At 42.2% G+C, this 24,660-nt stretch carries 20 protein-coding genes; 12 read left to right on the forward strand and 8 right to left on the reverse strand.

Going from position 1 to position 24,660, the window contains the following annotated elements:
• Positions 1 to 474: 474 nt before the first annotated feature.
• From btpA to V7L31_RS26320, 4 genes are all read left to right on the forward strand, one after another.
• Positions 475 to 1,323, forward strand: a complete 849-nt coding sequence (gene btpA / locus V7L31_RS26305; RefSeq protein WP_334699082.1) for a photosystem I biogenesis protein BtpA — start codon at positions 475 to 477, stop codon at positions 1,321 to 1,323.
• A gap of 92 nt (positions 1,324 to 1,415) precedes the next feature.
• Positions 1,416 to 2,399 (forward strand): vitamin K epoxide reductase family protein, encoded by a 984-nt coding sequence (locus tag V7L31_RS26310; RefSeq protein ID WP_334698993.1) that lies wholly within the window; start codon positions 1,416 to 1,418, stop codon positions 2,397 to 2,399.
• Positions 2,400 to 2,998: 599 nt separating this feature from the next.
• Positions 2,999 to 5,197 carry a CHASE2 domain-containing protein gene (locus V7L31_RS26315; RefSeq protein WP_334698994.1) on the forward strand — a complete coding sequence of 733 codons (2,199 nt, stop codon included), beginning with the start codon at positions 2,999 to 3,001 and terminating at the stop codon, positions 5,195 to 5,197.
• Between the two features lie 740 nt (positions 5,198 to 5,937).
• Positions 5,938 to 6,174: a hypothetical protein gene (locus V7L31_RS26320; RefSeq protein ID WP_334698995.1), complete on the forward strand. Its 237-nt coding sequence runs from the start codon at positions 5,938 to 5,940 to the stop codon at positions 6,172 to 6,174.
• Positions 6,175 to 6,318: 144 nt separating this feature from the next.
• Here the strand turns inward: V7L31_RS26320 and nadB are convergent, their stop codons facing one another.
• The 3 genes from nadB to V7L31_RS26335 form a co-directional block, all read right to left on the reverse strand.
• On the reverse strand, positions 6,319 to 7,995 hold the full coding sequence (nadB, locus tag V7L31_RS26325) for an L-aspartate oxidase (protein WP_334698996.1): 1,677 nt from the start codon (positions 7,993 to 7,995) through the stop codon (positions 6,319 to 6,321).
• 146 nt (positions 7,996 to 8,141) lie between these two features.
• Entirely contained in the window at positions 8,142 to 8,570 is a 429-nt protein-coding gene (psbU, locus tag V7L31_RS26330) for a photosystem II complex extrinsic protein PsbU (protein WP_179066751.1), read from the reverse strand.
• Positions 8,571 to 9,300: 730 nt separating this feature from the next.
• Positions 9,301 to 10,080 carry a DUF3120 domain-containing protein gene (locus V7L31_RS26335; protein WP_334698997.1) on the reverse strand — a complete coding sequence of 260 codons (780 nt, stop codon included), beginning with the start codon at positions 10,078 to 10,080 and terminating at the stop codon, positions 9,301 to 9,303.
• Positions 10,081 to 10,366: 286 nt separating this feature from the next.
• Between V7L31_RS26335 and V7L31_RS26340 the strand changes: the two genes are divergently transcribed.
• The 8 genes from V7L31_RS26340 to V7L31_RS26375 all read left to right on the forward strand — a co-directional run bounded on the left by V7L31_RS26340 (position 10,367) and on the right by V7L31_RS26375 (position 21,013).
• Entirely contained in the window at positions 10,367 to 10,498 is a 132-nt protein-coding gene (locus V7L31_RS26340) for a hypothetical protein (protein WP_334698998.1), read from the forward strand.
• A gap of 228 nt (positions 10,499 to 10,726) precedes the next feature.
• Positions 10,727 to 11,551 (forward strand): undecaprenyl-diphosphate phosphatase, encoded by an 825-nt coding sequence (locus tag V7L31_RS26345; RefSeq protein WP_334698999.1) that lies wholly within the window; start codon positions 10,727 to 10,729, stop codon positions 11,549 to 11,551.
• A gap of 329 nt (positions 11,552 to 11,880) precedes the next feature.
• Entirely contained in the window at positions 11,881 to 13,236 is a 1,356-nt protein-coding gene (locus tag V7L31_RS26350; RefSeq protein ID WP_442944499.1) for a TIGR03279 family radical SAM protein, read from the forward strand.
• A gap of 97 nt (positions 13,237 to 13,333) precedes the next feature.
• Positions 13,334 to 16,159 carry a family 10 glycosylhydrolase gene (locus V7L31_RS26355; RefSeq protein ID WP_334699000.1) on the forward strand — a complete coding sequence of 942 codons (2,826 nt, stop codon included), beginning with the start codon at positions 13,334 to 13,336 and terminating at the stop codon, positions 16,157 to 16,159.
• 248 nt (positions 16,160 to 16,407) lie between these two features.
• The gene (locus V7L31_RS26360; RefSeq protein WP_334699001.1) at positions 16,408 to 17,463 is read left to right on the forward strand and encodes a hypothetical protein; all 1,056 of its coding nucleotides are present in this window, start codon (positions 16,408 to 16,410) and stop codon (positions 17,461 to 17,463) included.
• Between the two features lie 84 nt (positions 17,464 to 17,547).
• The gene (locus tag V7L31_RS26365; RefSeq protein ID WP_334699002.1) at positions 17,548 to 18,759 is read left to right on the forward strand and encodes an EAL domain-containing response regulator; all 1,212 of its coding nucleotides are present in this window, start codon (positions 17,548 to 17,550) and stop codon (positions 18,757 to 18,759) included.
• A 348-nt stretch (positions 18,760 to 19,107) separates the two neighbouring features.
• A complete protein-coding gene (locus V7L31_RS26370; protein WP_334699003.1) occupies positions 19,108 to 20,451 on the forward strand; it encodes a PQQ-dependent sugar dehydrogenase in 1,344 nt (447 codons plus the stop codon).
• A gap of 157 nt (positions 20,452 to 20,608) precedes the next feature.
• The gene (locus tag V7L31_RS26375) at positions 20,609 to 21,013 is read left to right on the forward strand and encodes a phosphomannose isomerase type II C-terminal cupin domain (RefSeq protein ID WP_334699004.1); all 405 of its coding nucleotides are present in this window, start codon (positions 20,609 to 20,611) and stop codon (positions 21,011 to 21,013) included.
• A 73-nt stretch (positions 21,014 to 21,086) separates the two neighbouring features.
• Here the strand turns inward: V7L31_RS26375 and V7L31_RS26380 are convergent, their stop codons facing one another.
• The 5 genes from V7L31_RS26380 to V7L31_RS26400 all read right to left on the reverse strand — a co-directional run bounded on the left by V7L31_RS26380 (position 21,087) and on the right by V7L31_RS26400 (position 24,637).
• On the reverse strand, positions 21,087 to 21,845 hold the full coding sequence (locus tag V7L31_RS26380; protein ID WP_334699005.1) for a HEAT repeat domain-containing protein: 759 nt from the start codon (positions 21,843 to 21,845) through the stop codon (positions 21,087 to 21,089).
• A 145-nt stretch (positions 21,846 to 21,990) separates the two neighbouring features.
• Entirely contained in the window at positions 21,991 to 22,524 is a 534-nt protein-coding gene (locus V7L31_RS26385; RefSeq protein WP_334699084.1) for a GNAT family N-acetyltransferase, read from the reverse strand.
• A gap of 45 nt (positions 22,525 to 22,569) precedes the next feature.
• Positions 22,570 to 22,761 carry a hypothetical protein gene (locus tag V7L31_RS26390; protein WP_334699006.1) on the reverse strand — a complete coding sequence of 64 codons (192 nt, stop codon included), beginning with the start codon at positions 22,759 to 22,761 and terminating at the stop codon, positions 22,570 to 22,572.
• A 176-nt stretch (positions 22,762 to 22,937) separates the two neighbouring features.
• Entirely contained in the window at positions 22,938 to 23,351 is a 414-nt protein-coding gene (locus tag V7L31_RS26395) for an ABC transporter permease (RefSeq protein ID WP_334699007.1), read from the reverse strand.
• Complete coding sequence (locus V7L31_RS26400; RefSeq protein ID WP_334699008.1) at positions 23,336 to 24,637, reverse strand: AmpG family muropeptide MFS transporter; 1,302 nt, start codon at positions 24,635 to 24,637, stop codon at positions 23,336 to 23,338. Before V7L31_RS26400 ends, V7L31_RS26395 begins: the two co-directional genes overlap by 16 nt.
• Between the last annotated feature and the right edge of the window lie 23 nt (positions 24,638 to 24,660).

The following is a 24,660-nucleotide window of genomic DNA, read 5'->3' on the forward strand; positions in this document are numbered from 1 at the left end:
CGTTGTTAACCTACCCATCGGGAAGCCGCCCAAAGGGCTTGTTGTGAGAAGTCGCTACCCTCAGGGAAATCGACGAAAGCGACTACGCCTATAAAGCAGTAATGCTACCCTGGCGATTGGCAAGTCCGACGACAATGCGCGGACAAGACGCCTAAACCACGGAAAGCTGCCTTGCGTCTAGTGAGTGGCAAACTCCTCTTGTAGCCAAGTTTTATCTTAACATATCTTATGGGAGGTTTCACGCCAATTTCCATCTGAGGAAAGAGGCAATAAACCGACTATCATAAAACACATTTGACTATTTAATGGAAAGTCAAGAGTCAAGGGTCAAAAGGAGCCAGTCACGTGCGGGGTTTTCCCCGTTGAAGAGCCACCCCTGTAAAAAGGTTCCCGACCTTAAGAGGAGTGGCGTTGAACTGGCGTTCAATAGTCAAAAAATTCTGGACTCTGGACTCCGCGAGGCGGATTAAAGACGTGGACTTATATCAGATATTTAAAACTCGCTCACCAATTATTGGCGTGGTTCACCTGCTACCACTGCCTACCTCACCCCGTTGGGGAGGTAGTTTAAAAGCGGTGATCGATCGTGCCGAACAAGAAGCCGCAGCCTTGGCAAGTGGAGGGGTTGACGGTCTGATTGTCGAGAATTTTTTCGACGCGCCGTTTACCAAAAACCAAGTAGATCCAGTGGTTGTGAGTGCCATGACCATTGTGGTGCAGCGGATACAGAATTTGGTGACTTTGCCGATAGGTTTAAATGTATTGCGAAACGATGCCAAAAGTGCAATTGCGATCGCTAGCTGTGTACAGGCGCAATTTATCCGCGTCAACGTCCTCACAGGCGTGATGGCAACCGATCAAGGATTAATTGAGGGAGAAGCCCATCAATTACTCCGCTATCGACGGGAGTTGGGCTGTGATGTTAAAATCCTGGCCGATGTGTTGGTGAAACACGCCCGTCCTTTGAGTTCTCCAAATCTCACAGTCGCCGTGAAAGACACCATTGAAAGGGGTTTAGCAGACGGAGTGATTTTATCTGGTTGGGCTACTGGTAGTCCTCCTAACTTAGAAGATTTGGAACTAGCTTGTGGTGCAGCAAACGGCACACCAGTATTTATCGGTAGTGGGGCCAACTGGGAAAATATTGATACATTGATGCAGGCAGCAGATGGTGTCATAGTTTCCAGTTCCTTGAAACGCCACGGACGCATTGAGCAACCAATCGACCCAATTCGCGTCAGTCAATTCGTGGAAGCTGCTCGTCGCGATTGGAACTCTAAAAGTGAAAGCAAATCAGCAGAACAAGTGAAGTTACATTCTTAGGGAGTGGGGAGTAGGGGAGCAAGCGAATAATTTCTTATTACCCATTACCCATTCCCCATTTCCCATTTCCCATTCTCCATTCCCCAATATTTATGATTCGCCGTCGTTCTACTCCTTGGATTCATAAATGGTCACGTCCATTGATTGCCGCGATCGCTGGATGTGGTGCTTTGATCACAGGTTATCTGACTATAGAAAAGTTAACAGGAGGCAGTGCCGCTTGTGTGGCACAGGCTGGTGTAAAGGGCTGTAATGATGTGCTTTCTAGCCCTTGGGCAACGGTTTTTGGTCAGCCATTAGCTTTGTTTGGGTTTTTGGCATACATCAGTATGGTGATATTTGCTTTAGCTCCCTTGGTATTCAACTCAGGGGAAAATAATAGCCGCAAACAATTGGAAAATTGGACGTGGTGGTTGCTGCTGGCGGGTGCGATCGCTATGTCTGTCTTTAGCGGCTACTTAATGTACGTCCTGGCATCTCAAATCAAAGCTGTTTGTCCTTACTGTATCGGTTCAGCTTTGTTCTCTGTGAGTCTTTTGGTACTGACGATTATCGGTCGGACTTGGGAAGATATTGGACAAATTTTCTTTACCGTCATTATTGTCGGGATGGTAACGCTGATTGGTACTTTAGGTGTCTATGCCGGTGTAAATAAATCAGAAGTTACGCCTGAAACTCCTGGACAACCCGTTAAAATTATCTTTAATTCCAAAGGAGATCCTAACCCGGCATTCGGTTGGGAAGTTACAACTACTTCTGGTGAGGCAGAAATAGCCTTAGCACGACATCTGGCAAAGGTAGGCGCGAAGGAATACAGTGCTTATTGGTGTCCTCACTGCCATGAACAAAAGCTGCTTTTTGGTAAAGAAGCCCAAGAAATAATCAATAGTGATGTTAAGGTAGAGTGCGCGCCCGATGGACTCAAGGCTCAAACAGAACTGTGTAAAGCCGCGAAAATTGAAGGCTTCCCTACTTGGATTATCAATAGTAAAAGTTATAGCGGAGTCCAAAACTTGGAGGAACTAGCAAAAGTTTCTGGTTACACAGGGCCTCGTAACTTCAAGTATTTCAAGTAATTACGTTGAAGAAGCCTCAGCCGCAGTTCTCAATTTGGGAGCCTGCACCGACCTACTGGTATGGAGTAGTTCACAGACCATAGTCAACTGGATAAATACAGACAAATCTGTCTCCGGTTGGCTTTTTTGTTTTTGGTGATAGATAATAAGTGTTGTTCAATACCCTATTACCAATTTTCCTACGAGTACCGAAATCAACTAAATGGGCAGGATGCCGCCATTGGTGTCAACTTAAGCTGAAACTCCTTTAAAACCTTGTTTCTAGCCAGAGTCGAGAAATGCAACTCAAAAGCGGCAGAGCCGCCAGCAAGGGAGGCGGAGCCTTTAGGACGGCATTTCCAGTCGAAGATTGGGAGCGAGACAATATCTAAGCGTCCTGCTTGAATTTTGAATTCCGCCTTGCGATACTAGTTGCCATTTAGTCAGAACATTAGCCTTAATATATGGTAATAACATCAGAAATACTACGATGTTTTAAAGGACCTTACTGAGTTAAAAAAACTTTTAGAAACTCTATTTAGCTCCCACTTGAGCTATGTTAGTCCGATAGTTAATAGCTATAGGAAATAGAGAATATTTCTCCTTACTAGGTAATGGGAATGAATCAGCAGCTAGGCAAGCGTTTTGTGAAGTTCATCTTTGAACTAAAACAATCGCTTAGTCGAGGACACAGAGAATTGATTACTGCCGCCAGCGTTGCAGTCTGCGTCCTGCTTTTGCACTCTATTGGATTATTTCAATCTTTAGAGTTACCAGCTTTGGATCAATTTTTTCGCTTACGTCCAAACGAACCCCCAGAAAATCGTATTACGATTGTAGTGATTGATGAAAGCTATTTAAACGAAGTAGGTTCATGGCCGATTCCCGATGCGAAGATTGCCCTGTTGTTGCAAAAATTAAATGTCCACAAACCCCGTGCTATTGGCTTAGATATCTACAGAAATTTGCCAGTAGAGCCTGGTAATGAAGAACTGCGTAATGCTTATCAGTTAATACCCAACTTGATTGGTATTGAACTCTTAGCAAATGACAAAAACTTTAGTGTTTTGCCTCCACTGGGGCTGAATCAGGATCGAGTGGGCTTTAATAACGTGCTGTACGATCTTGATGGCAAAGTACGTCGTAGTTTGTTGTATTGGCACGTTAAAAGTCAGGTACATGAAAGCTTTGCCCTGAAGTTGGCTTTATTGTATTTAAAGTCAAAGGGAATTAATCCCGCCAAAGCAAAAAGCAACCCTGAGTATTTGCAATTGGGTAAGGCAGTATTTAATCGTTTTGAGGCTAATGATGGTGCTTATGTGGGAGCTGATGAGAGAGGCTACCAAATTTTGGCTAATTTTCCTAAACCTAAATGTCAAAGTTCATCTGGAGAATTTTGTAGTTTTCGTCAGGTATCGATGAGAGATGTACTGGCAGATAATGTCAAAGAAAACTTAATCAAAGATCGGATTGTACTTATTGGTTCCACTGCACCCAGTCTTCAGGATTTTGTATTCATTCCCTACTCCAGCAGTCTTATGGGTACGGCAAAGCCTTTACCTGGTATTCAACTGCAAGCTTATTTTATTAGTGAGTTAATCTCTGCTGCTCTTGATGGACGATCATTAATCAAAGTCTGGCCTGACTTGGTAGAATACTTATGGATTTTTATCTGGTCTTACCTGGGAGCCGTAACGACATGGCGAATACAAAACGCAACTAAGAGCTTGCTTTGTATTCTAGTTTCTTGCTTGATATTGATCCTGACTGCATACCTTGTTTTCTTGTACGGTTGGTGGATACCAGTCATCCCCTCACTATTTAGCTTTGGCTGTTCAGCTATTTGGACGATCAGTCATATTGCCCATATCCAGGAAGAGTGGAAACGTTCTAAGGAATTTTTGCATCACGTCATTAACACGATTCCCGATCCCATTTTTGTAAAAAATGAACAACACCAGTGGATTGTTTTAAATGAGGCGTATTGTCGATTTATCGGTTATCCGAATAAGTTGTTAATTGAAAAGTCTGACTATGACTTTTTCCCTAAACATGAAGCTGATGTGTTTCGCCAACAGGACGATCTGGTTTTTCGGACTCAGCAGCCCCAGGAACATGAAGAAGAATTTACCAATGCCGATGGACAGACTCATCAAATTGCCACTAAGCGATCGCTCCATAAAGACTCAGCTGGCAATTTCTTTTTAGTTGGGGTAATCCGAGATATTACTGAGCGTAAGCTGATGGAAGAACAGCTGAAGCGTACTGCTGCTGAACTATTCCGTTCTAACAATGAATTAAAACTCAAAGAAGACCACTTACGTTATTTAGCGTATCACGACCCCCTCACTGGTTTATCTAATCGCAAATTTTTTGCTGAACAACTTTACGAGTCGTTACATTGGGCGCAACATAACAACTTGTTGCTGGGAGTGCTGTTTATCGACCTAGATGGCTTTAAGCAAGTCAATGATAATTTGGGACACGAAACGGGCGATCGCTTACTAATGACTGTCGCTGGAAGACTCAGCAACTCTTTACGCGCTAGTGATACAGTTTCTCGTTTAGGTGGCGATGAATTTACTATAATTTTACGGGCAATTCCTAATGTCCAAATAGCTGCTAAAGTCGCCGAAAAAATTTTAAGCAGTATTACTAAGCCAATTGTTTTGGACGGCTATACAATCCGAATCTCTGCCAGTATTGGCATTAGTGTTTACCCATACAACAGTCAAGACAGTGAAACTTTGATGAAACAAGCAGATGCAGCAATGTATCGTGCCAAGCGGCTGGGTAAAAATCGCTACGAGTTTGCTTAATGAGTCAAGTTCAAGCCTCCAGATTTTTTTCACTTTAGTTAAAATTTTTACCTTCAAATTTATAAATTTTGACTGGAGATATCTCTAAGGCACTGTTTTTAAAAGTATAGCGATATTCTTTGTCGGTAAAATGTAGACCTGGCAAGGTTTTTTGCCTGAATACTAAAGCTGATAATTCATGCAAGAAAGGAATTAGTCATCAGAGTTAATTATAAAAATAAATATTTAAATGTAAGTATTTATACTTGTAAAAGTATACTTATACTGTCTCGCTTTATTGCGTGTTTTACAATCCTATATTTTTTTAATCCTTATAGAATAACGATTATATTGTTTTATCTTCATATATCTTTAATCTAATTAAATATTAACTATACAATCAGATAAGTATTATTTAATATTTTCCTGAACTCATTATTTATTGAACATAGTGTTTATACTTATAAATATGAAGCTATCATTAATAAATGGTTAATTAGGCAGTATGATCGCAGCCATCCATCAACATATCTAACTTTAGACTGATGTAGAAACGGCTAATTAAGAATATTAATTAAGTATAAATACTATTTAATACCAGCAGATTAAGGTTAATATCTAAGCTAATACTAGAAGCACTTATACATTACCAACAGTAATTTAATAAAGTTAAAATATTTTTTTCAAAAAGTTCAGTAAATATACTGTGGGAAATAAAAAATACATTTCGAGATGAAAAATTAGTAAATTTACTGAAAGCTATGAGAACTAACTTCCGAATTACAAAGTTGATGATATTCTGTATAGGTGCTTACATACTAATACCAAAAATTGCCGCTTGTACAGGTATATTCAGTGCTGCAAATACTAGTGCTTTTGGTGCTACTAGTAGTGATACCTTAATAGCCCGCAAAGCCAATTCTGAGAATATAAAAGACATATATATTCCACCAAACTATGGCGGCCCAGACAGTCATAATGGTAGTGGTACTCGCTGATGAAATTTTGGATTTTAGATTGTGGTAAGGCAGAAGGATAAGTCAGCTATGGTCTTGGATACAACATCCTTTACTTAGCGGCTCATTGCAGAATATTGTGCTTTATATCTGCTGTAAACTATCAGGCTTTTTACAGCATTTTATTCAAGACAGTAGTGGAGATTTCCACCAACGATATGTTTGTACAAGTGTGTGGACTTGCCAATTTGGATCTGGTTGAGGATAATCTAAACGGTAGTGTCCACCTCGGCTTTCGGTTCTAAAAGCAGCACTTTTGAGAATTAAATCAGCTACATCTAATAAATTGCGGGTTTCTGCCCAAAGTCCCAATTGCCGTTCAACGTCTGGTAGGTCAAAACTAGCTGGTTCTGCTGGACGCAAAGTCAGCAAAAATTGACTTAAAGGCAAAGCAGCGAAATCTTCTTGCCAAGATTGAATAGTAGCGATCGCAGTTTCTAACCTTGATTGTTCTCGACAAATACCAGCATTTTCCCACACTAGACGCGGTAATTTCTCTCTGAGTGCTTCTAGTTGTGCTTGCTGAATGTGCCACTCACTAGCATCAGGACTAAATTTTCGTAATGGTAGCGCTGGTGTTTCTGATGGCAGCCCAATATTTTCTAACTCAATTTCGCCCATCTGGGCCCCAAACACAATACATTCCAACAGGGAATTACTAGCAAGGCGATTTGCCCCATGCACCCCGGTACTAGCGGTTTCACCCACTGCGTACAAACCGGGGATATTGGTGCGATTCATCAGATCCGCAACAATTCCACCCATCCAGTAATGGGCGGCTGGCGCTACAGGAATTGGTTCGTGGAAGACATCAATGCCCCAATGTTGACAAATTTTGATGATGTTGGGAAAACGGTGACGAATCTTGTCGGCGGGGATGGGACGCATATCCAACCACACATGGGCTGTAGCCAAATCAACGGCAGTACGTTGTAAATGGCTGAAAATTGCTCTACTGACCACATCTCTGGGTGCGAGTTCACCATCAGGGTGGTAGTCAAAGGCAAAACGTCGCCCTTCATTATCAACGAGGTGTGCCCCTTCGCCGCGTACAGCTTCGCTGATCAAGAAGCGATCGGCACCAGGTTTAGTGAGGGCTGTGGGGTGAAATTGGACAAATTCTAAATCGCGGAGGATCGCCCCAGCACGAGATGCGATCGCTACTCCATCACCTGTACTCACCGCCGGGTTAGTTGTTTGGGCAAATACCTGACCGCCGCCACCAGTTGCCAGTACCACAGCACCAGCTTTTATCCAGGTGATTTTACCTTGATAAAACAGGCTAATTCCTTGACAGTGACTAGTTTCAGGTTCAATCCACAAACTTAAAGCCAAAGCTTGTTGAATAACTTGAATATTCTGGCGGCGTAATACTTGGGCGGTAAGGGTGGTAGTAACTTCCCTTCCTGTGGTGTCCGCAGCGTGGAGAACACGGCGGCGAGAATGGGCGGCTTCTAAAGTTAAAGCTAGGGCTTGACCCTGACGGTCAAAAGCTACCCCCAAGTTAACTAGGGATTGAATGCAGTTAGGGGCATGTTGGGCGAGAAATTCGACGGCGGTGCGATCGCACAAACCGGCACCCGCCTGGATCGTATCTTCAATATGTAGCTTGGGAGAATCTTCTGGGTCTACCGCTGCGGCAATGCCACCTTGCGCCCAATCACTGGCAGACAACGTAACAGTTTCTTTAGTAATCAGGCCGACTCGTAAAGATTCTGGCAGACACAGTGCTGTGTATAGTCCAGCAGCACCAGCGCCGACTACTAAAACATCAAATTGGCTAGGAATATCTATCTGAGACAAGGTAATGGGTATGGGGAAGTGAGGAGTTAGAAGTTAGGAGTTAGGAGTTTTGAATTTTTAACTCATAACTCATAACTCATATCATGCCCCACTCCCTAGAATCAGGAGTGGGCTGCTATTTGCTACATTAACAACTGCACGTGCAGTTATCTGTAGATACCGTTGTTAAAGCGATCGTCTCCTTCGTTGAAGGCAGGCTCTAGTTCTGTGACGGTGAATTTATCCAGGTTGGCTTGCAGGGTTTGTTTTTGGCGATCGCTCAATCCTGGAAGATCCAATACTTCCTCTACCGTTTTGTAGGGGGCATTGGTGATGATTTTCTTAGCCAGTGTGGGATAAAGTCCTGGAAACTGTTGAAAAGCCCGGACGTTGGTATTATTCAAATCAATTTTTTTACCAAATTCCGTTCCTAGTTTAGCGTCTGCCCGATTCTGCCGCTCAATTGCCAAAACTGGGACTTGTGGAAAAGCAAAACTATTGAAACTAGCAGCTTGGGCTATCTGAGTTGTTCCCAACAATCCCCAGCAACTAAGTAACAAACTAAACACTGTTAATAAACGCGCCAATCTTTTCACGATTTTCTACCTCTTTCCATCAAACAGAAATAAAAGTTTAAAGATAACAGCAGTCATTAGTCATTAGTCATTAGTCATTAGTCATTAGTCATACCCTACGGGAAGCCGCTAATGCGTCTACGTGAGAACGCCAAGGAGAAAGGACAAACAACAAAGGACAAAAGCTGATACCTTAATCAACACACAGCAGTCATCAGAAACTAATATACAGCGTATTAATATCCACAATATTTGCCGTTACTGGGTTTGAATGTACTTTTGCCAAAAATTATCATTGTGGGAAGAGTACTGCATCGCTGCAATAGTGTTGTATCCACGATCCTGTCAGCATTTCCAGCTAGGCGAAATCTTTTCAGGGTGGCTGATTCTACCTCCCAAGTAGATACGAAACTGTGCGATGTCTAATACCAAAAATCCACCAAAAAAGACTTGATGGTGAGGGATTGTTATGTAATATTTCTTAACTAATTAATCATCTACAGCATCATTTTTGATGTGCCGTAGATTGGGCTGGGAAAAGTCAACTTAACCTGGATTTCTCACAAGTGAGAAATCTAAGGGGTGTGGGAGGTGTGGGAGGATGGGGAAAAAGTCCATTGGTGTCAACTTAAGCTGGAAATAGCTTAACTGTTGGCTTCCATGCCCGCCCGGAAATAAATTTTCGGGCTAATAGGCTTAAGTCTAAATTTCGGGCTAATAGCTCAAGTCCGTCTCCTGCCTCCTGCGCCCTTCACACTGCGATCGCTGCTAACAAGAATAGGCTATCTACCAAAATTGTACTCAAAACTGCGCCACCAAAGGCATACCAGTGTCTCTGCTTTCGACCTAAAGGTAAAATACCGACTGTTAACAGCACTAGAGCAAGAATGATTGCCCAACTTTGTCCCCAAGGTGTTTGTACTTGTATGAGGGCATTTTGTAAGATTTGTGGTGCTAACTCTGCATCTACTCTCATGATTTGCCGCCAATAGGGCATCAAGTCTACTATATAAAAATATACATCTGTTAAAACTGTACCGAGTAAAGAACCTAAATAAAACCAGTTACCCACCTTGCCCCAATTCTTGAAGAGACACCAGCAAGCAAAGGGTAAACCTATAGATTCTACTGGTAGATGCCATGCAGGTTCCCAACGTAACCAACCCCAGTAAATCGCTCCTGCTAACCAACTCCAGCTAAATCCTAAAAGCAAATCCCCCCAGACGTAAGTTGCAGGACGTGACATTAAGGTAAAACTGAGCCACACCCAAAATGCTGTTAGCGCTAAACTCAGACTTGGTAGCGATCGCACTATTGGCGCTTCTATAAATACTGGTACTGATACCAAAAATACTGCTGCCGCAAACACTAACCAAGTTTGTCTCCCAGAAATAGATAAGGGGAGAGAGGGAGAAAAGGAAAGTGTAGATTCCAATTGCCTGACACTCTTCTGCCCAGTATCAGCTAAATCCAACTCGGTATCAATAGAAGGGGTAGAAGCGGCGTAAGACGACAGTGTATTATTAATCAAAGTTTTTAATATTTGTTACTAAACTTTATCTTATTTAAGATATCACACTTTAAAATCCCCCCCTGGGGCATTGTAATTATACTGAAATTTCTGCGATCGCTGGTGTCAAGCAAAGAGAACATTCTTGTATTATGTACAAAACTCCTCTGTAGTACCTTTTCAGGAGTGATAGGGGCACGGCAATGCCCATTGGTGTCAAAAATAGCTTATCTGTTGGCTTCCATACCCGCCCAGAAATAAATTTTCGGGCTAATAGCTAAAGTCTACTTCAGTAGACTGTAGATTTTTGTCATCTTCAGATGACTTTAGCTATGAGACGGGAATTTCAATTCCCGGCGGACAAGCGGTTTCACGTTACGTTGACACCAATGGGCAATGCGGTGCCCCTACTCGTGATGTAATGTTGTACCGCATCTGAATGGGAACCGTTATAGTGCGCTAAATATTAAAGTTTGATGAATTTCCAAAATTGCGTTGACTTATTGAGGTGGGTGTAAGAACATAGTCAGCGTCTTCGATGATGTTATTGATGGGTAAAATTGAATTTTCTAGAAGATTAGGTGCAATAAAGAGTATAGAAAGCAACATCATCAGCTAAACAATGTTCACAATGATCTCTAGAACGGGAAAAAGGTATTAATTGTATATGGAGTTTATCCAAGCTTTTATTTTGGGTATTGTTCAAGGGATTACAGAGTTTTTGCCAATCAGCAGCACAGCACATCTTCTGATTGTGACAAAGGTATTGGGTTGGAAAGAACTAGGATCTAAAGATTTTGTTGATGCGATTCAATTTGGCAGTGTTGTAGCAATTGTGTTTTATTTTTGGTCCCTGATTTCTAGTATTGTCAAAGGTGGAATTGAAGCACTAAAAGAGAAAGATTGGCAACGAGAAGAATGGAAAATTCTTGTCGGTATTGTAGTAGGAACAATGCCCGCCTTAATTTTCGGCTTTCTTTTGAAAGATGTTCTACCTGAGAGTGCATTAATTATTGCCATCATGTCAATCATCATGGCACTGGTACTAGCCTTGGCAGAAAAAATTGGCACTCGTAAGCGAGGTTTCGATTCATTGCAGATTCGCGATGGTATTTTAGTTGGATTAGGCCAAACACTTGCTTTGATTCCGGGTGTTTCTCGTTCTGGTTCGACGTTGACGACTGCCTTATTTTTAGGATTAGAACGCGATACAGCAGCAAAATTCTCATTTCTGTTAGGGTTTCCAACTCTTACCATTGCTACCCTCTATAAAAGCCTGAAAATATTTAAGTTGTTTCAAGCCCATCAGTTGCCAGATAATATTGTCGGGCTATTAATTGTAGGGATTATTTCAACCTTTATTTTTTCCTACCTATCAATCGCATTTTTGATTAAATACTTGCAAACCAAAAATACTTTAATTTTTGTTTGGTATAGATTAGCATTCGGTAGTTCTATCTTACTAGCGATCGCAACAGGTTGGAAAGGTTGACATCCTCACCGCCGTAAACGCACGGTGATTCTGGAGTAATGAGTAATGAGTAATAAGTAATGAGTAAATACCTATTTTTCATCCACTCATTATTCCTTACTCATTACTTTAAAGCCGTGCTGGAAACACGGGGTTTTAAACCCATTTTTCTGATAATCAATTGGTCATTGGTCAATGCTCGTTTGTGTACAGTACAATCTCACCTTTCTTCTTGTTAGGAGAGAGGCTTTAAATTTTAACCCCCTTCCCTTATAGAGAAGGGGTTATTCTTGTTAGGTCTGTATTGGACTCAACACAGAAGCGCTATAATGCCCAATGCCCCATTCCCAATGCCCCATCCATACCCAATGACTATACATCCTGCCCGAATTACCAAAGTTCTTCCAGACTCAATAGCCGCAGAGATTGGCTTTGAAGCCGGGGATGCGATCGTTGCAATCAATGGCACACATCCCCGTGATTTAATTGATTATCAGTTCTTGTGTGCTGATGAAGTCTTGGAATTAGAAGTTTTAGACACTGCTGGTAAAACTCATAACCTAGAAATTGAAAAAGATTACGACCAAGACTTGGGGTTAGAATTTGAAACTGCCCTATTTGATGGCTTAATTCAGTGCAATAACCGCTGTCCATTTTGCTTTATTGACCAACAGCCACCAGGTAAACGTACCAGCTTGTATTTAAAAGACGACGATTACCGTCTGAGCTTTTTGTACGGCTCTTATCTTACCCTGACCAACTTACCAGAAAAAGAATGGCAGCGGATTGAACAAATGCGCTTGTCTCCGTTGTATGTTTCTGTTCATGCTACTGAGCCGGAAGTGAGAATTAGACTGCTGAAAAATTCCCGTGCGGGACAAATCTTGCCACAACTCAAATGGTTTCAACAAAGGCGACTACAAATTCATGCTCAAGTAGTTGTTTGTCCTGGTATAAATGATGGCAAACACCTGGAACAAACTCTCAAAGATTTAGCGTCCTTTCATACTGGTGAAGTGCCTGCGGTGGCATCGGTAGCAGTTGTGCCAGTTGGGTTGACAAGGTTTCGACCTCCAGAAGATGAACTCATACCCGTAACTAGAGAAAAAGCTCAAGAAGTGATTTCTCAAGTGCAAATGCTCTCACGGCAATTTCGGCAGAAGTTCGGTTCCAGCGTTGTTTGGTTAGCCGATGAGTGGTTTTTGATTGCAGGTGAGGAATTACCCAGCGAATCTGAATATGAAGAATATCCCCAAATTGATAATGGAGTTGGTTCAATTCAATTATTTATCAAGCAATTTGCCACCGTTGCAGCAGAATTATTGCCGCCAAAAGTTTATCCTCAGAGAAAATTCACTTGGGTCGTGGGCAACGCTGTAGAAAAAGCATTTCAACCAATTTTGAAACGCTTAAATTTTGTTGAAGGTTTGGAAGTTAATATGCGTGCTTTATGTAGTGATTACTGGGGACAAACTATCAGCGTAACTGGGTTACTCACTGGTCATGATTTGCTTTTAAACTTAGAAGGTCAAGATTTAGGTGATGGTATTCTGCTACCGAATGTCATGTTAAAAAATGGGGAATTAGTATTTTTAGATGATATGAGTATTCAGGAATTAGCTAGTAGACTAAATACAAATATTTTTCCAGTAGCAGGAGTTGAAGATTTAATTAAAACATGTATTTTCAATTCCGCTCAGATTTAGTTATCAAAGATCCGTTGTTCTTCGGAGGTAATTTATTGTTATGCTGGATGATAAATAAGAAGTAATGCCTAAAAAATAATCCACTGAGGAGTCAGTAGTGAAGAATCAGGAAAAGTATCACGAAAAGGCAAATTTAAAAATAAAAAAAGCCGGATTCTTCATTTTAAGTTTTAATTTTTTAATTTTAAATAGTTTTAATATTTTGCCAGTAATGGCAGCGACCGAAGAACCTGTATTGAGCGTAGTCTATGGTCAAGAAAATGCGAATCAATGGAAAGGAATAAGCGATCGCTTACAGGCAATCGGGGTGAAATATTGTGTAATTTCCCTAAATGATGTCAAGAGTGGGGCAGATTGGGGCGATCGCCGGGTATTATTTTTGCCAAACGTTGAGACATTGACACCAACCCAAGCGATCGCCCTAGAAGAATGGATGAGTAAGGGAGGGCGTTTGATTGCCAGTGGCCCTATAGGTAGTCTGTCATCGCCAGGAGTACGACAGTTATTGCGATCGCTCTTGGGAGGTTATTGGGGATTCAGTCTCAGTGATACAGAACAGATTAAACCCGCAAAAACCAATATTCCAGAATGGGCAAATCAAACTGGACTCTTTGGCAAAGTTCGCGGCGGCGTTGTAATTCCTAACGATATGGGTACTCAATCTGCTGCTGTTTGGAATTCCAAAGATAATCCTGCCGCAGTTGTGACAACTGAGCGTTCCACCTTTTTGGGCTGGCGCTGGGGAACAGATACAGCCTCAGCCGCCGATTTAGATAATGCCTGGTTAAAAGCTACTCTCAATCACTATTTGACAGCACCAGCACCATCAAATCGCATGAAAAAAATAGCCGGAGGTTCCCAAAACTGCTCTACGACAGTGGCGGCTGTACCCTCCCAGCAGGAGAGCAGGGGGGCAGAGGGGCAGAGGGGCAGGGGGGCAGGGGGGCAGGGGGGCAGTTTATCTTCCCCATCTCCCTTATCCCCTCCTTTGAAAACTTCCACCGCTCCTATACCTAGACCGGTGCCTATAGTCAAACCTCCAAGTTCTCAGGAGGCTATCGATCAGTTGGAACAAGCAGTGCGTCTAGATGTTGCACCCAACTCCAATGAGCCGATTGACAACAACCAAGCGATCGCCCTCCAGCAAGAGCTAGAAAATCTGATTGGTCGCGTGGAAAGCGCTCATTTAGCCGTGTTGGCCGATGCGGCTAATGTTGGTGAAGTGATATCTGAGGAAAAGCAGACTTCTAGGCATCTACACAATTATACCCCCCAGTCTGTCAAGGAGCCGCCGCCGCAATTGGCCTCAAGTAAATTGGGGCGGCTAGTCATAAATAAAGACCAAGCCTTGGCACAGGTAAGGGTAATTGCCAAAAATTTACCCCAATTGATTGCCCAAAAAAACTACGCTTTGGCTCGTCAGCAATGGCTAATTGCTAAAACGACTTTGTGGCAGCAGTTTCCTGTTGATCGGAGATTGGCTCAACCAGAAATTCGGGCAGTTTGGTTAGATCGGGGGACCATTGTTCGTGCTGGTAGCAAAGCGGGACTGGCCCAGGTTTTTGATCGCCTCGCCCAAGCCGGGATTAATACCGTCTTCTTTGAAACCGTTAATGCAGGCTATACAATTTATCCGAGCCAAGTGGCAAAAGAGCAAAACCCATTAATTCGTGGGTGGAACCCACTAGAAGAAGCAGTGAAATTAGCCCATGAGCGAGACATGGAATTACACGCTTGGGTTTGGACTTTTGCTGCTGGCAATCAACGTCATAACGAAATTCTCAACCTCAATCCTAATTATCCAGGGCCAGTACTGGCGGCTCATCCCGATTGGGCAAACTACGATAACCTTGGCAACATGATTCCCGTTGGGCAAACTAAGCCATTCTTCGATCCAGCTAACCCGGAAGTGCGCCAGTACTTGCTCAAACTGTTTGAAGAAATTGTCACTAAATATAAGGTTGATGGTCTTCAGCTAGACTACATTCGCTATCCTTTTCAAGACCCATCAGCAGGTCGAACCTACGGCTATGGCAAAGCTGCAAGAGCGCAATTTCAGCAACTTACTGGTGTAGATCCAGTGAATATTTCTCCTAGTCAAGCAGACTTGTGGCAAAAGTGGACGAAATTTCGCACCGAGCAAGTTGATAGCTTTGTCGCCCAAGTATCAGAACAGTTGCGAAAAAAGCAACCGAATTTAATTTTGTCGGTTGCTGTATTTCCTTTGCCAGAACAAGAGCGGATTCAGAAAATTCAACAAAACTGGGAAACTTGGGCAAGGCGGGGGGATGTAGATTTAATCGTTCCCATGACTTATGCTCTGGATACTTCCCGCTTTCAACGACTAGCTCAACCCTGGATTGCCTCAAAACAACTGGGAGCTACCTTGTTGGTGCCGGGAATTCGCTTACTTTCTTTGCCAACAATCGGGGCATTCGATCAACTCCAGTTGGTAAGAGACTTGCCAGTTAGTGGTTATGCACTCTTTGCCGCGGATAATTTTAACAACGATCTCCAAAAACTTTTTAATAGCACTCAAGGTAGGATTCAATCTACAACAACTGAACCGATTCCTCACCGCCAGCCTTTTCAAACTGCCGCCATCCGTTACACCGCGCTGCAACGTGAATGGAAATTTGTTTTTCAAAATGACCCACTACAAAAGCCTGCTCAGACAATATCAGATTTTAACAACCAGGCAGAAGTTTTACGCACTGCTTTAAATCAGCTGGCTGCTTCCCCTTCTGCTAGTAAGCTGCTAGTGGCAAAAGCCTCTCTAAGTCGCTTCCAGTCTCAATTTCGGGTATTGATGAGCCAAGAAATTAAGTCGAATTCTTATCAAGTCAAAGCTTGGGAAAATCGGCTCGTAACTATAGAAAGGCTATTGCGTTACGGTGAACGGCGGGTGCAGTTGCATCCTTAGTGAACAAGCAGAGGCGCAGGGAGCAGGGAGAAGAATTTTCCCCTCCGCCCCCAGCACCCTGCCCCTCTGCCTCTTTTCAATGCCCAATATCTAACTAGCTGGATATAAGCTAGTTTGTAATTCTTAACACACTTTTTGTAGTGTTTATCTCCTAAATATTACTACTTGTTTAGTGTCAAAATATTGGAAAATACTTATATAAGAAGCTTTAGATAACTATTGTTTAATAATAGCTATTGTAAAAATCTATGCAAGCCTTACCTCAGCTTATCGGGCTACAAAGCTTAGACTCAGCAATTGACTATTTGCCGCTGATGGTTGTGCCAGAAAAATCACTATTAGATGCTATGTCTACAAAGTGCTACGCCTACGTACTGATGTTAGGACAGGGCGAGAGTGTCTTGTTTTCTTCATCTTCGCAGGTAGTAGAATGCTTCACTAAGCATGATATGGTAATGCTTGTAGCTTCTGGAACTAGCTTGAAAACAGCCAATATTTTTGAAGTTATACATAACTTGGTTATGACATTGAATATGTCAGAATTTTCGGAGACAGTCTCAGTGTTATTACTGCTATACCAGCAGCAGTTGGATCTACTAGCAGTTATAGATAACCAAGGTTGCATTATCAGTAATATTACCCCCAAAAGTATCTGTGAAGCACTGGCACAAAAAATAGAGAAAACTAGAGGTGAGATTAGTATTAGTTCCTTTGAGGTAGAACATCAGATTTTCTTTGAGAGACAATTACTCAAGTACCAGTGGTTACAAGCACGCGTTATAGTACGTAAAGATACGAGAGGCAAACCTACTCGCCTCATTGGAGTTTCTGTGAAGGATTTGGATTTATACCGTAAGTATGATAGCAGTGTCATACAGACGAATACGCCCGTATATCACATAATCGTGACTCAAATATTGAATGATGTGTTGATTATCGATAAGTCAGAAGCGGGAAAATTAGAGTATAGACTAACATCCTTATACCGTTTCTTTGTGAAGCTGCATATAATTCACCCCCCGGTTATCGCCGTCCCCCGATGCCTTGTGGGGGCTACATGGGGGTATTATTATGTGCATCTTCATACAGAATTAGTATTAGATAATAACATTGTTAATTTTAATCTTCTTTGTCTGCATGGGCAGGCAGTATTTAAAATTCAAGATTGGATAATAGGCATTTTAGAAGAAGATATACCATATCTATTTGAATCCTTTAATCACGCTATTAATATCGCTAATATTAGACACTGGATTAGGAATATAAATTGCCGTAAAAAATTGTGTGAATATCTATCAAGGTAAAAACTTAGTCCCAAATATGCAGGAATTATTGACAAAAATTACCGTCATTTTTCATTAAATAATAAAACATAAATCGAGGTAATTATGCCCAAAATTTTAATAATAGAAGATGAGGAAGCAGTCCGTGAAAACATTTTAGATTTACTAGAAGCCGAGGATTTTGAAACTATTGCTGCGGCGAATGGCAGAATTGGGGTACATTTGGCTATCTGTGAAGTTCCCGATTTAATTCTCTGTGATATGATGATGCCAGAAATAGATGGTTATGGTGTTCTAACAGCGTTGCGCCAAGAGCCATCAACGGCAACAATTCCCTTCATTTTTCTAACTGCCAAATCTGCTAAATCTGACTTCCGTCAAGGTATGGATATGGGTGCTGATGACTATATAACTAAGCCGTTCACTCGTTCTGAGTTATTAAGTGCCATCATCAATAGGTTAGAAAAGCACGCTACTTTAAAAAAGTATTTGTCTCCTCAGACTGTCATTAACAACTTGTCTCCAAAAATGCAGTTGTTAGAAATTAGCTTACATCGGGCTATCAAACAACATAACTTTCAAGAATTTGAAATTTATTATCAACCAATAGTCGATATTGCTTCTGGTAAAATAGTCGCTGCTGAAAGTTTATTGCGCTGGCAAAGTCCAGAATTGGGAATGATTTACCCAACAGAATTTGTCCCGTTAGCAGAGTCTACAGGTTTAATTGTTCCTATTGGGAAATGGGTATTAAAAAGTGTATGTAAACAAATAAAAAGCTGGCGTGATGCTGGAATTAATTCATTGCTGGTTGCTGTAAATCTCTCAGTCATTGAATTTAATCAACCAGATTTTATTCATAAAGTAGTCAATTTTATAGCTGCCAATGATTTGGAACCACATTACTTAGAGTTAGAACTGACTGAAAGTATGATCATGCAAGATGTAAATAGTGCGATCGCAACTATGAGCAAACTGCAATCCTTGGGTGTAAAAATTGCGATCGATGACTTTGGTACGGGCTACTCTTCTTTAATTTATCTGAAAAACTTACCCATTAACACATTGAAAATAGACCGTTATTTTATCCATAATGTTGCTAACGATTCCCAGAAGTCAGCCATTACCAAAGCATTAATTCAAATGGCTCATAATCTCAATTTAGATGTAGTTGCTGAAGGTGTAGAAACGGAATCAGAACTGGCTTTTCTGCGCCAACACAACTGTAATTCTATGCAAGGTTTTCTATTCAGTCGTCCCTTACCAGCAGTGGAATTTGAAAACTTTTTGTTAACTAACAAATGCTTATATGTTTAAATATTGGGAACTGGGGATTAAGGATTGGGATTGGGATTGATTATTTCTCATCCTCCCTTGCTCCCTGCTCCCTTATCGTAAATTAAAGGGTTTAAATCCCCGTCTGAAATGTCTATGATTTTGGATTTTGTTAGCGAGTCTGCGTACTCTTATAGAGAAGCAATCTACGCGCAGCGTCTCGTAGAGAGCGTCATTTTGAATTTTGAATTTTAACCCTGCACCCCTGCTTATTTCCCAGTTCCTAATCCCCAATCCCCAATCCCCAGTAATCAAAATCAAACTTTAGACTGGCGACAGTTATTAAGCCTCAAGTCTAGAGTGGGAAAGTTGTGCATAGTGTCTACCACCATGAAAGTCCCTGCGCGTTTTTTGCTGCCAGTTTTTTTACTGACTTTGGCAGCAGCCTGTAACCAGACTCGGGCTTTCTCAGATAATCCTACGCCGCAAACATCTGTCGCTTCTACCCAACTGACACAAAATCCTACACAGCCAAAAAATATTGTCCGTACTGAAGCACTTTCACCTACACCTATCCGAATCAATCTGAAGAATTTACCGGCACCTTTCGCAACAGAAAGTGCCTCCAAGCGGCCTGAGGTTGTGCCTATTCCGCAAAATCCGGTGCTACGCGTACCGCCAGGTTTCACAGTAAATGTTTTTGCCGAAGGTTTAGATGCCCCACGCTGGCTAGCTTTAACTCCCAGTGGTGATGTCTTAGTAACTGAAACCGGGCAAAATCGGATTCGTTTGTTGCGTGACAGCAATGGTGATGGTATTGCCGATGTTCGAGAAACCTTTGCTAGTAGAGACAACGGACTAAATAGACCTTTTGGGATGGCTTTTACAGGTAATTCTTTTTTTCTGGGAAACACGGATGCTGTGGTGCGTTTTCCCTATACTCAAGGTCAAAATCAGATTACAGGTAAGGGAGAAAAAATTGCCGATTTGCCCGCTCAAGGTTATAACAATCATTGGACGCGCAATGTCGTTGTCTCACCCGATCGCAATAAATTATATGTTTCAGTTGGTTCAGGAACCAATGTAGATGAAGAACCCCTACCACGGGCTTCGATACAGGTGATGAATTTGGATGGTTCCCAGCAGCAAACTTTCGCTTCCGGCTTGCGTAATCCTGTTGGTTTAGACTTTCATCCTATAACTAAGGAACTTTATACCACTGTCAACGAACGGGATGGAATTGGTGATGATTTGGTTCCAGACTATTTGACACGCGTTAAACAGGGGGCATTTTATGGCTGGCCCTATGCTTATCTGACACCAAACAATCTCGATCCGCGGCAAAAGACGGATGATAAAAGCAAACGCCCCGATTTAGTAGCCCGTACCCAAACGCCAGATGTCTTGTTCCAGGCGCACTCCGCAGCATTGGGTTTGCAGTTTTATGATGGTAAAACGTTTCCGAAAAAATACCAGAACGGTGCTTTTGCGGCTTTTCGTGGTTCTTGGAACCGCGATCGCGGCACTGGTTATAAAATTGTATTTGTTCCCTTCGATGCTAAAGGGCGATCGCTTGGCTACTACGAAGACTTTCTCACAGGATTTTTACTAAATCCTTCTGTACCAACCACTTGGGGACGACCTGTAGGTTTACTCGTGTTGCCAGATGGTAGTTTATTACTAACAGAAGAAGCCAATAATCGGATTTATCGGATTCAGTATACGGGGGGTTAAACAATTAAAAATTCACGGATAGGATATTTTACCTGGCGTAAAGTTAGAGCAGTTGCCATCAATAAATATGTTGTGATTGCATCTTTGTATCTAGATTTATCTTGTTTACGGTAAATTACTGAAAAATACTAATACTTATCTGGTTGAGAAATTAATTATGACTACCAATGAAAATAATACTCAGTCAAATATCAACGAATTGTCTCCACATTCAGGTACACGATATTGGGGTGAAGTCGAGGTAATCGAGGAGGGAGAAAACTATAGAATTAGTCGTGTGGAAATCAAGCCCAGGCACGGTATTAAACCACAAATTCATTATCACCGGAATGAACATTGGGTTGTAGTTTCCGGTGTAGCTAAGGTGACTTGTGGAGATGCAGAAATATTATTGAATCGAAACGAATCAACTTATGTCCCCGCATCAACCCTACATAAGGTAGAAAATCCTGGACATATCCCGCTAATTATTCTGGAAATTCAAAATGGTGAATATTTGGGTGAGGATGATACTGAGCGCCCTTATGACTTAAATTTGGTCAAATCTGTAGCTGAAGGTTAGTAAGGGCATGGGAATGAGGAGGATGAGGGAGAAATACCCAATCCCCAATCCCCAGTCCCCAATGCCGAATTAATCAAAACCACCCTTCTTGTTCCAAGGTTTCAATTAGCTGCAAGCCACGGGGATCGCCCACTCCTAAAAGTGAGGCTTTAGCGTCTTCTCGGACTCCTAAATCTTGGTCTTCGGCAAAGGCTTGAATTAGGGCGTCGATCGCTGTGGCATAAACTACATTAGAAGGCAGTTCACGGCACAGTTGACCAATTGCCCAAGCACTGTTACTTCGCACAGCTGCTACCGGATCTTGGACTAAGGCTTCAATTAAAGGTGGTGTTGCCCCGATAACTGCTTCATAACCCACTTCTGCCATTTGTGCTAAGGCGCTAGCAGCCCATAAACGCACTGCGGAAATATCAGTTCTTAAGGCGTCTGCTAGGGGTGCTAAAGAACGGCGATCGCGACAGTTTCCTAAAGCCCAAACAACACCTTTACGCACATAGCCATTCCAATCACTGTTTAGTTGAGCAATTAACGGACTCACTGCCTCGGAACTGGGATTGCGTCCGAGGCCATAAGCTGCACTCACCCGCACTAAGGGACAGACATCAGTTAATAGACGAATCAGATGGGGCGTAGCACGCGCATCTTCAATATCACAAAAAGCACGTGCCGCTAACATTCGTTGCTGGGGCTGGGGATTTTCCAGCAGGGCTAGCATCACTTCTGGATCGGGCTTTGCCACAACTGATTCGGCAGTTAGCGGCTCTATTTTATCTAAGGGGCTTTCTAGCTCCTCCTCAATATCGAGTAGGCTTAGATCGTCATCGTCATACATAATTTCATTTCAATCCCTTTTCAGGATTGATATATAATCCCCCACGCCAAATAAGTTAAAACTTTATAAGTATTAGTTGCGTAATTATACACTTTCCTTCCACCTCGTTGAATTTGATCCAACGAGAACTTCCATAATTTAGACGCTAAAGTATGTTATCGCTATCCTTAAGTTTATTTTCTGCACTCAGGAATTTTACCATCCAGATGGATTGGGTTTGATAACCTAACTGATTGTAAAGATTCAATGCGGGTTTGTTTGATTGAAACACTTGCAGTCCAATCTGGCGATCGCCCCTTTGAACAGCCCAATTTTCCACATATCGCATCAAGGCTGTACCAATACCCCGTCGCCGATGTTCTGGTACAACGTAGAGGATAAAGATGTGAGCATGACGGTTTCCGTGTACTTGATCTATAGCATTGCCCACCCAGAGGCAAGCGATAGGGGGATGTGGGGCATAGGGGCAGAGAGGCAGAGGGGCAGAGGAGAGAGATTTTTTATTGCTCCCCTGCTCCCCATCCTCTTCTACCCACCACAACGGCGTATCGCTAGAAAAATATTGTTTAACTGTTTGCTCTAAGTGGGAAAAATCTTCATTGGGAAAGAGATCCTGGTAAGTTCGCTGCATGAATTTAAGCAGCAGCGATCGCTCCAAAAGGGAGCCACGGCGAATCATATATCCAGGTAGTAGTTGCTCAGACACTTAAATACATTTATTGACTTAGCTGGCTAAGTTAGGTGTTGCTGGTGGTAAATCAGTGGGAGTAAGTTGAGAAGTTACCTCTATGTTTTCAATTGGTGCGGGTGCTGCCATATCGGAAGGTAAAAAGATGCGGGCGCTGACTGCCACTAAGGCAAAGACAAATACTAATACTACAAGCAGTGGGGCGATGTATTGACGAAAAATAGCCATATTTTAATTGCAAAGGAAGCTACGAATTTTTATGAGAAGTTAGCTGAAGATTTGTGAAGTATTCTTGATTTATTTTAGCAATGTTATGGGCATGGAGATTGGGGACTGGGTATGGGGATTGATTATTTTTTCCTCATCCTCCCCTGCTCCCCTGCCCCTCTGCTCCCCCTGCTCCCCTACTCCCTCTGGCGATCGCTCTCCAATTCGTCAAGCACTCTTTCGCAATACCAATTTTCCGGCATTCCAGGATAAGTTTCCTTTGCCTGTTCAATTAACCGTTCGGCAGCGGCAGTATCACCGGATAATTTAGCGATTAGCCTATTTTTGAGATAGCTATCAGATAAACCCTCCTCTACCTGGTTTGGTATGCTTTCATTTATAGTTGATGGCCGGGACTGCTCTCTTCGCAACTGCCAAAATAAAACGTAATAAAGCGTACCAAAAATTAAAATTAGGCTGAGTGTTCCGAAAAAAGTTAGGAGGTTAAATGCTAGATATCCTAGAACTAACTGCGAGAGAACATAGCCAAGTAATAAACCAGTGAGTAAGAGAATAAATGTGCCGACAGCAATAACTACTTGATTCCCCATATATCCTCTTCTTCATTCTCTAATCCTGGTCTGGATAATACTACCACTGGCTTTGGATTCCAAGGGGCAAAGAATGGCAATAATAGTAATCCCGGTAAAGCTGCTATTGCTGTCAGTAGAAAGAATGTAGACCAGCCGGTGGCTTGTGCCCATGTACCTGCTGGAGCCGTGACAATATCTCTACTAAAAGCCTGCAAACTCGAAAGTAAGGCGTACTGTGTAGCGGAAAAGCTTTGGTTACAAAGACTCATCAAAAATGCTACAAAAGCAGCAGTTTCTAAACCTGCACAAAATTGTTCTATATTAACGGCAGCTAACATTAGATAGAAGTTTTTACCTATTACTGCTAACGCAAAGAAAGCCAAGTTGCCGACAGCCTGCATGATGGCGAATATCCACAGCGCCCGATTAACACCAATTTTGGTCATGACTGCTCCTGCTGCCAAGGTACCAATAATAGTGGCGAAAATTCCTAGCGCACCAGGAAATGCGATCTCGGTTTGAGTGAAATGTAAACCTTTATCTAACAAAAATGGGGTGGATACATTCTTGAGTAAAGAATCCCCCAACTTGTATATCACAATGAATACCAAAATTAAAAGTCCTTGTAACCATCCCTGACGCTGGAAAAATTCAATAAAGGGTAATTTGACGGCGGCGGATAAAGTCTGAGGTGGGCGATCGCGTAGGACTGGTTCTGGTGCAAAAATAGAACTTACCAAGCCCACGAGCATCAACAGCGACATCAACAAGTAAACAGCTTGCCAAGGCATCCTATCTGCCAAAAATAGGGTTACATAACCGGTTACTAAAATGGCAATGCGATAACCCAATAAGTAAATAGACGCTCCAGCACCTCTTTCTTCTACTTCCACGACATCAGTACGATAAGCATCAACTAAAATGTCTTGGCTGGCGCTAAAAAAGGCAACAGCCACAGCAGCAATTATTAAAGGTTGTAGCCCTTGGGATGGGTGTTGTAGAGCCATGATAGCTATACTTAACAGTAATGCTACTTGTGTAATTACCAGCCAACCTCGACGCCGCCCCAAAAAAGGCGGTACAAATCTATCTAGTAAAGGCGACCAGAGAAATTTTAAAGAATAGGGCAGCTTTACTAAACTAAAAGCGGCGATCGCTGCCAAGCTGATTCCTTCTTTGGTCAACCAGGCTTGTAATGTCTGACTGGTTAAATACAAGGGCAACCCTGATGAGAAGCCAAGAAATAACAAAGCTCCCATCTTCGGGCTGCCAAAAATTCGTAGCAGCGATTTATTTACTTCCACAATCTTGAAGATTCCTTGTTATT

The sequence above is a fragment of the Nostoc sp. genome (genome assembly GCF_036916655.1).
Taxonomy (GTDB): Bacteria; Cyanobacteriota; Cyanobacteriia; order Cyanobacteriales; family Nostocaceae; genus Nostoc.

Excerpts from the sequence above, each read along its gene's own strand:
- V7L31_RS26360 (WP_334699001.1), top strand. The coding sequence starts at position 16,408 with ATGCAAGCCTTACCTCAGCTTATCGGGCTACAAAGCTTAGACTCAGCA.
- V7L31_RS26365 (WP_334699002.1), top strand. The coding sequence starts at position 17,548 with ATGCCCAAAATTTTAATAATAGAAGATGAGGAAGCAGTCCGTGAAAAC.
- V7L31_RS26385 (WP_334699084.1), bottom strand. The coding sequence starts at position 22,524 with ATGATTCGCCGTGGCTCCCTTTTGGAGCGATCGCTGCTGCTTAAATTC.
- V7L31_RS26310 (WP_334698993.1), top strand. The coding sequence starts at position 1,416 with ATGATTCGCCGTCGTTCTACTCCTTGGATTCATAAATGGTCACGTCCA.
- V7L31_RS26380 (WP_334699005.1), bottom strand. The coding sequence starts at position 21,845 with ATGTATGACGATGACGATCTAAGCCTACTCGATATTGAGGAGGAGCTA.
- V7L31_RS26390 (WP_334699006.1), bottom strand. The coding sequence starts at position 22,761 with ATGGCTATTTTTCGTCAATACATCGCCCCACTGCTTGTAGTATTAGTA.
- V7L31_RS26315 (WP_334698994.1), top strand. The coding sequence starts at position 2,999 with ATGAATCAGCAGCTAGGCAAGCGTTTTGTGAAGTTCATCTTTGAACTA.
- V7L31_RS26320 (WP_334698995.1), top strand. The coding sequence starts at position 5,938 with ATGAGAACTAACTTCCGAATTACAAAGTTGATGATATTCTGTATAGGT.
- V7L31_RS26370 (WP_334699003.1), top strand. The coding sequence starts at position 19,108 with ATGAAAGTCCCTGCGCGTTTTTTGCTGCCAGTTTTTTTACTGACTTTG.
- V7L31_RS26395 (WP_334699007.1), bottom strand. The coding sequence starts at position 23,351 with ATGGGGAATCAAGTAGTTATTGCTGTCGGCACATTTATTCTCTTACTC.
- V7L31_RS26350 (WP_442944499.1), top strand. The coding sequence starts at position 11,881 with ATGCCCCATCCATACCCAATGACTATACATCCTGCCCGAATTACCAAA.
- V7L31_RS26375 (WP_334699004.1), top strand. The coding sequence starts at position 20,609 with ATGACTACCAATGAAAATAATACTCAGTCAAATATCAACGAATTGTCT.
- V7L31_RS26345 (WP_334698999.1), top strand. The coding sequence starts at position 10,727 with ATGGAGTTTATCCAAGCTTTTATTTTGGGTATTGTTCAAGGGATTACA.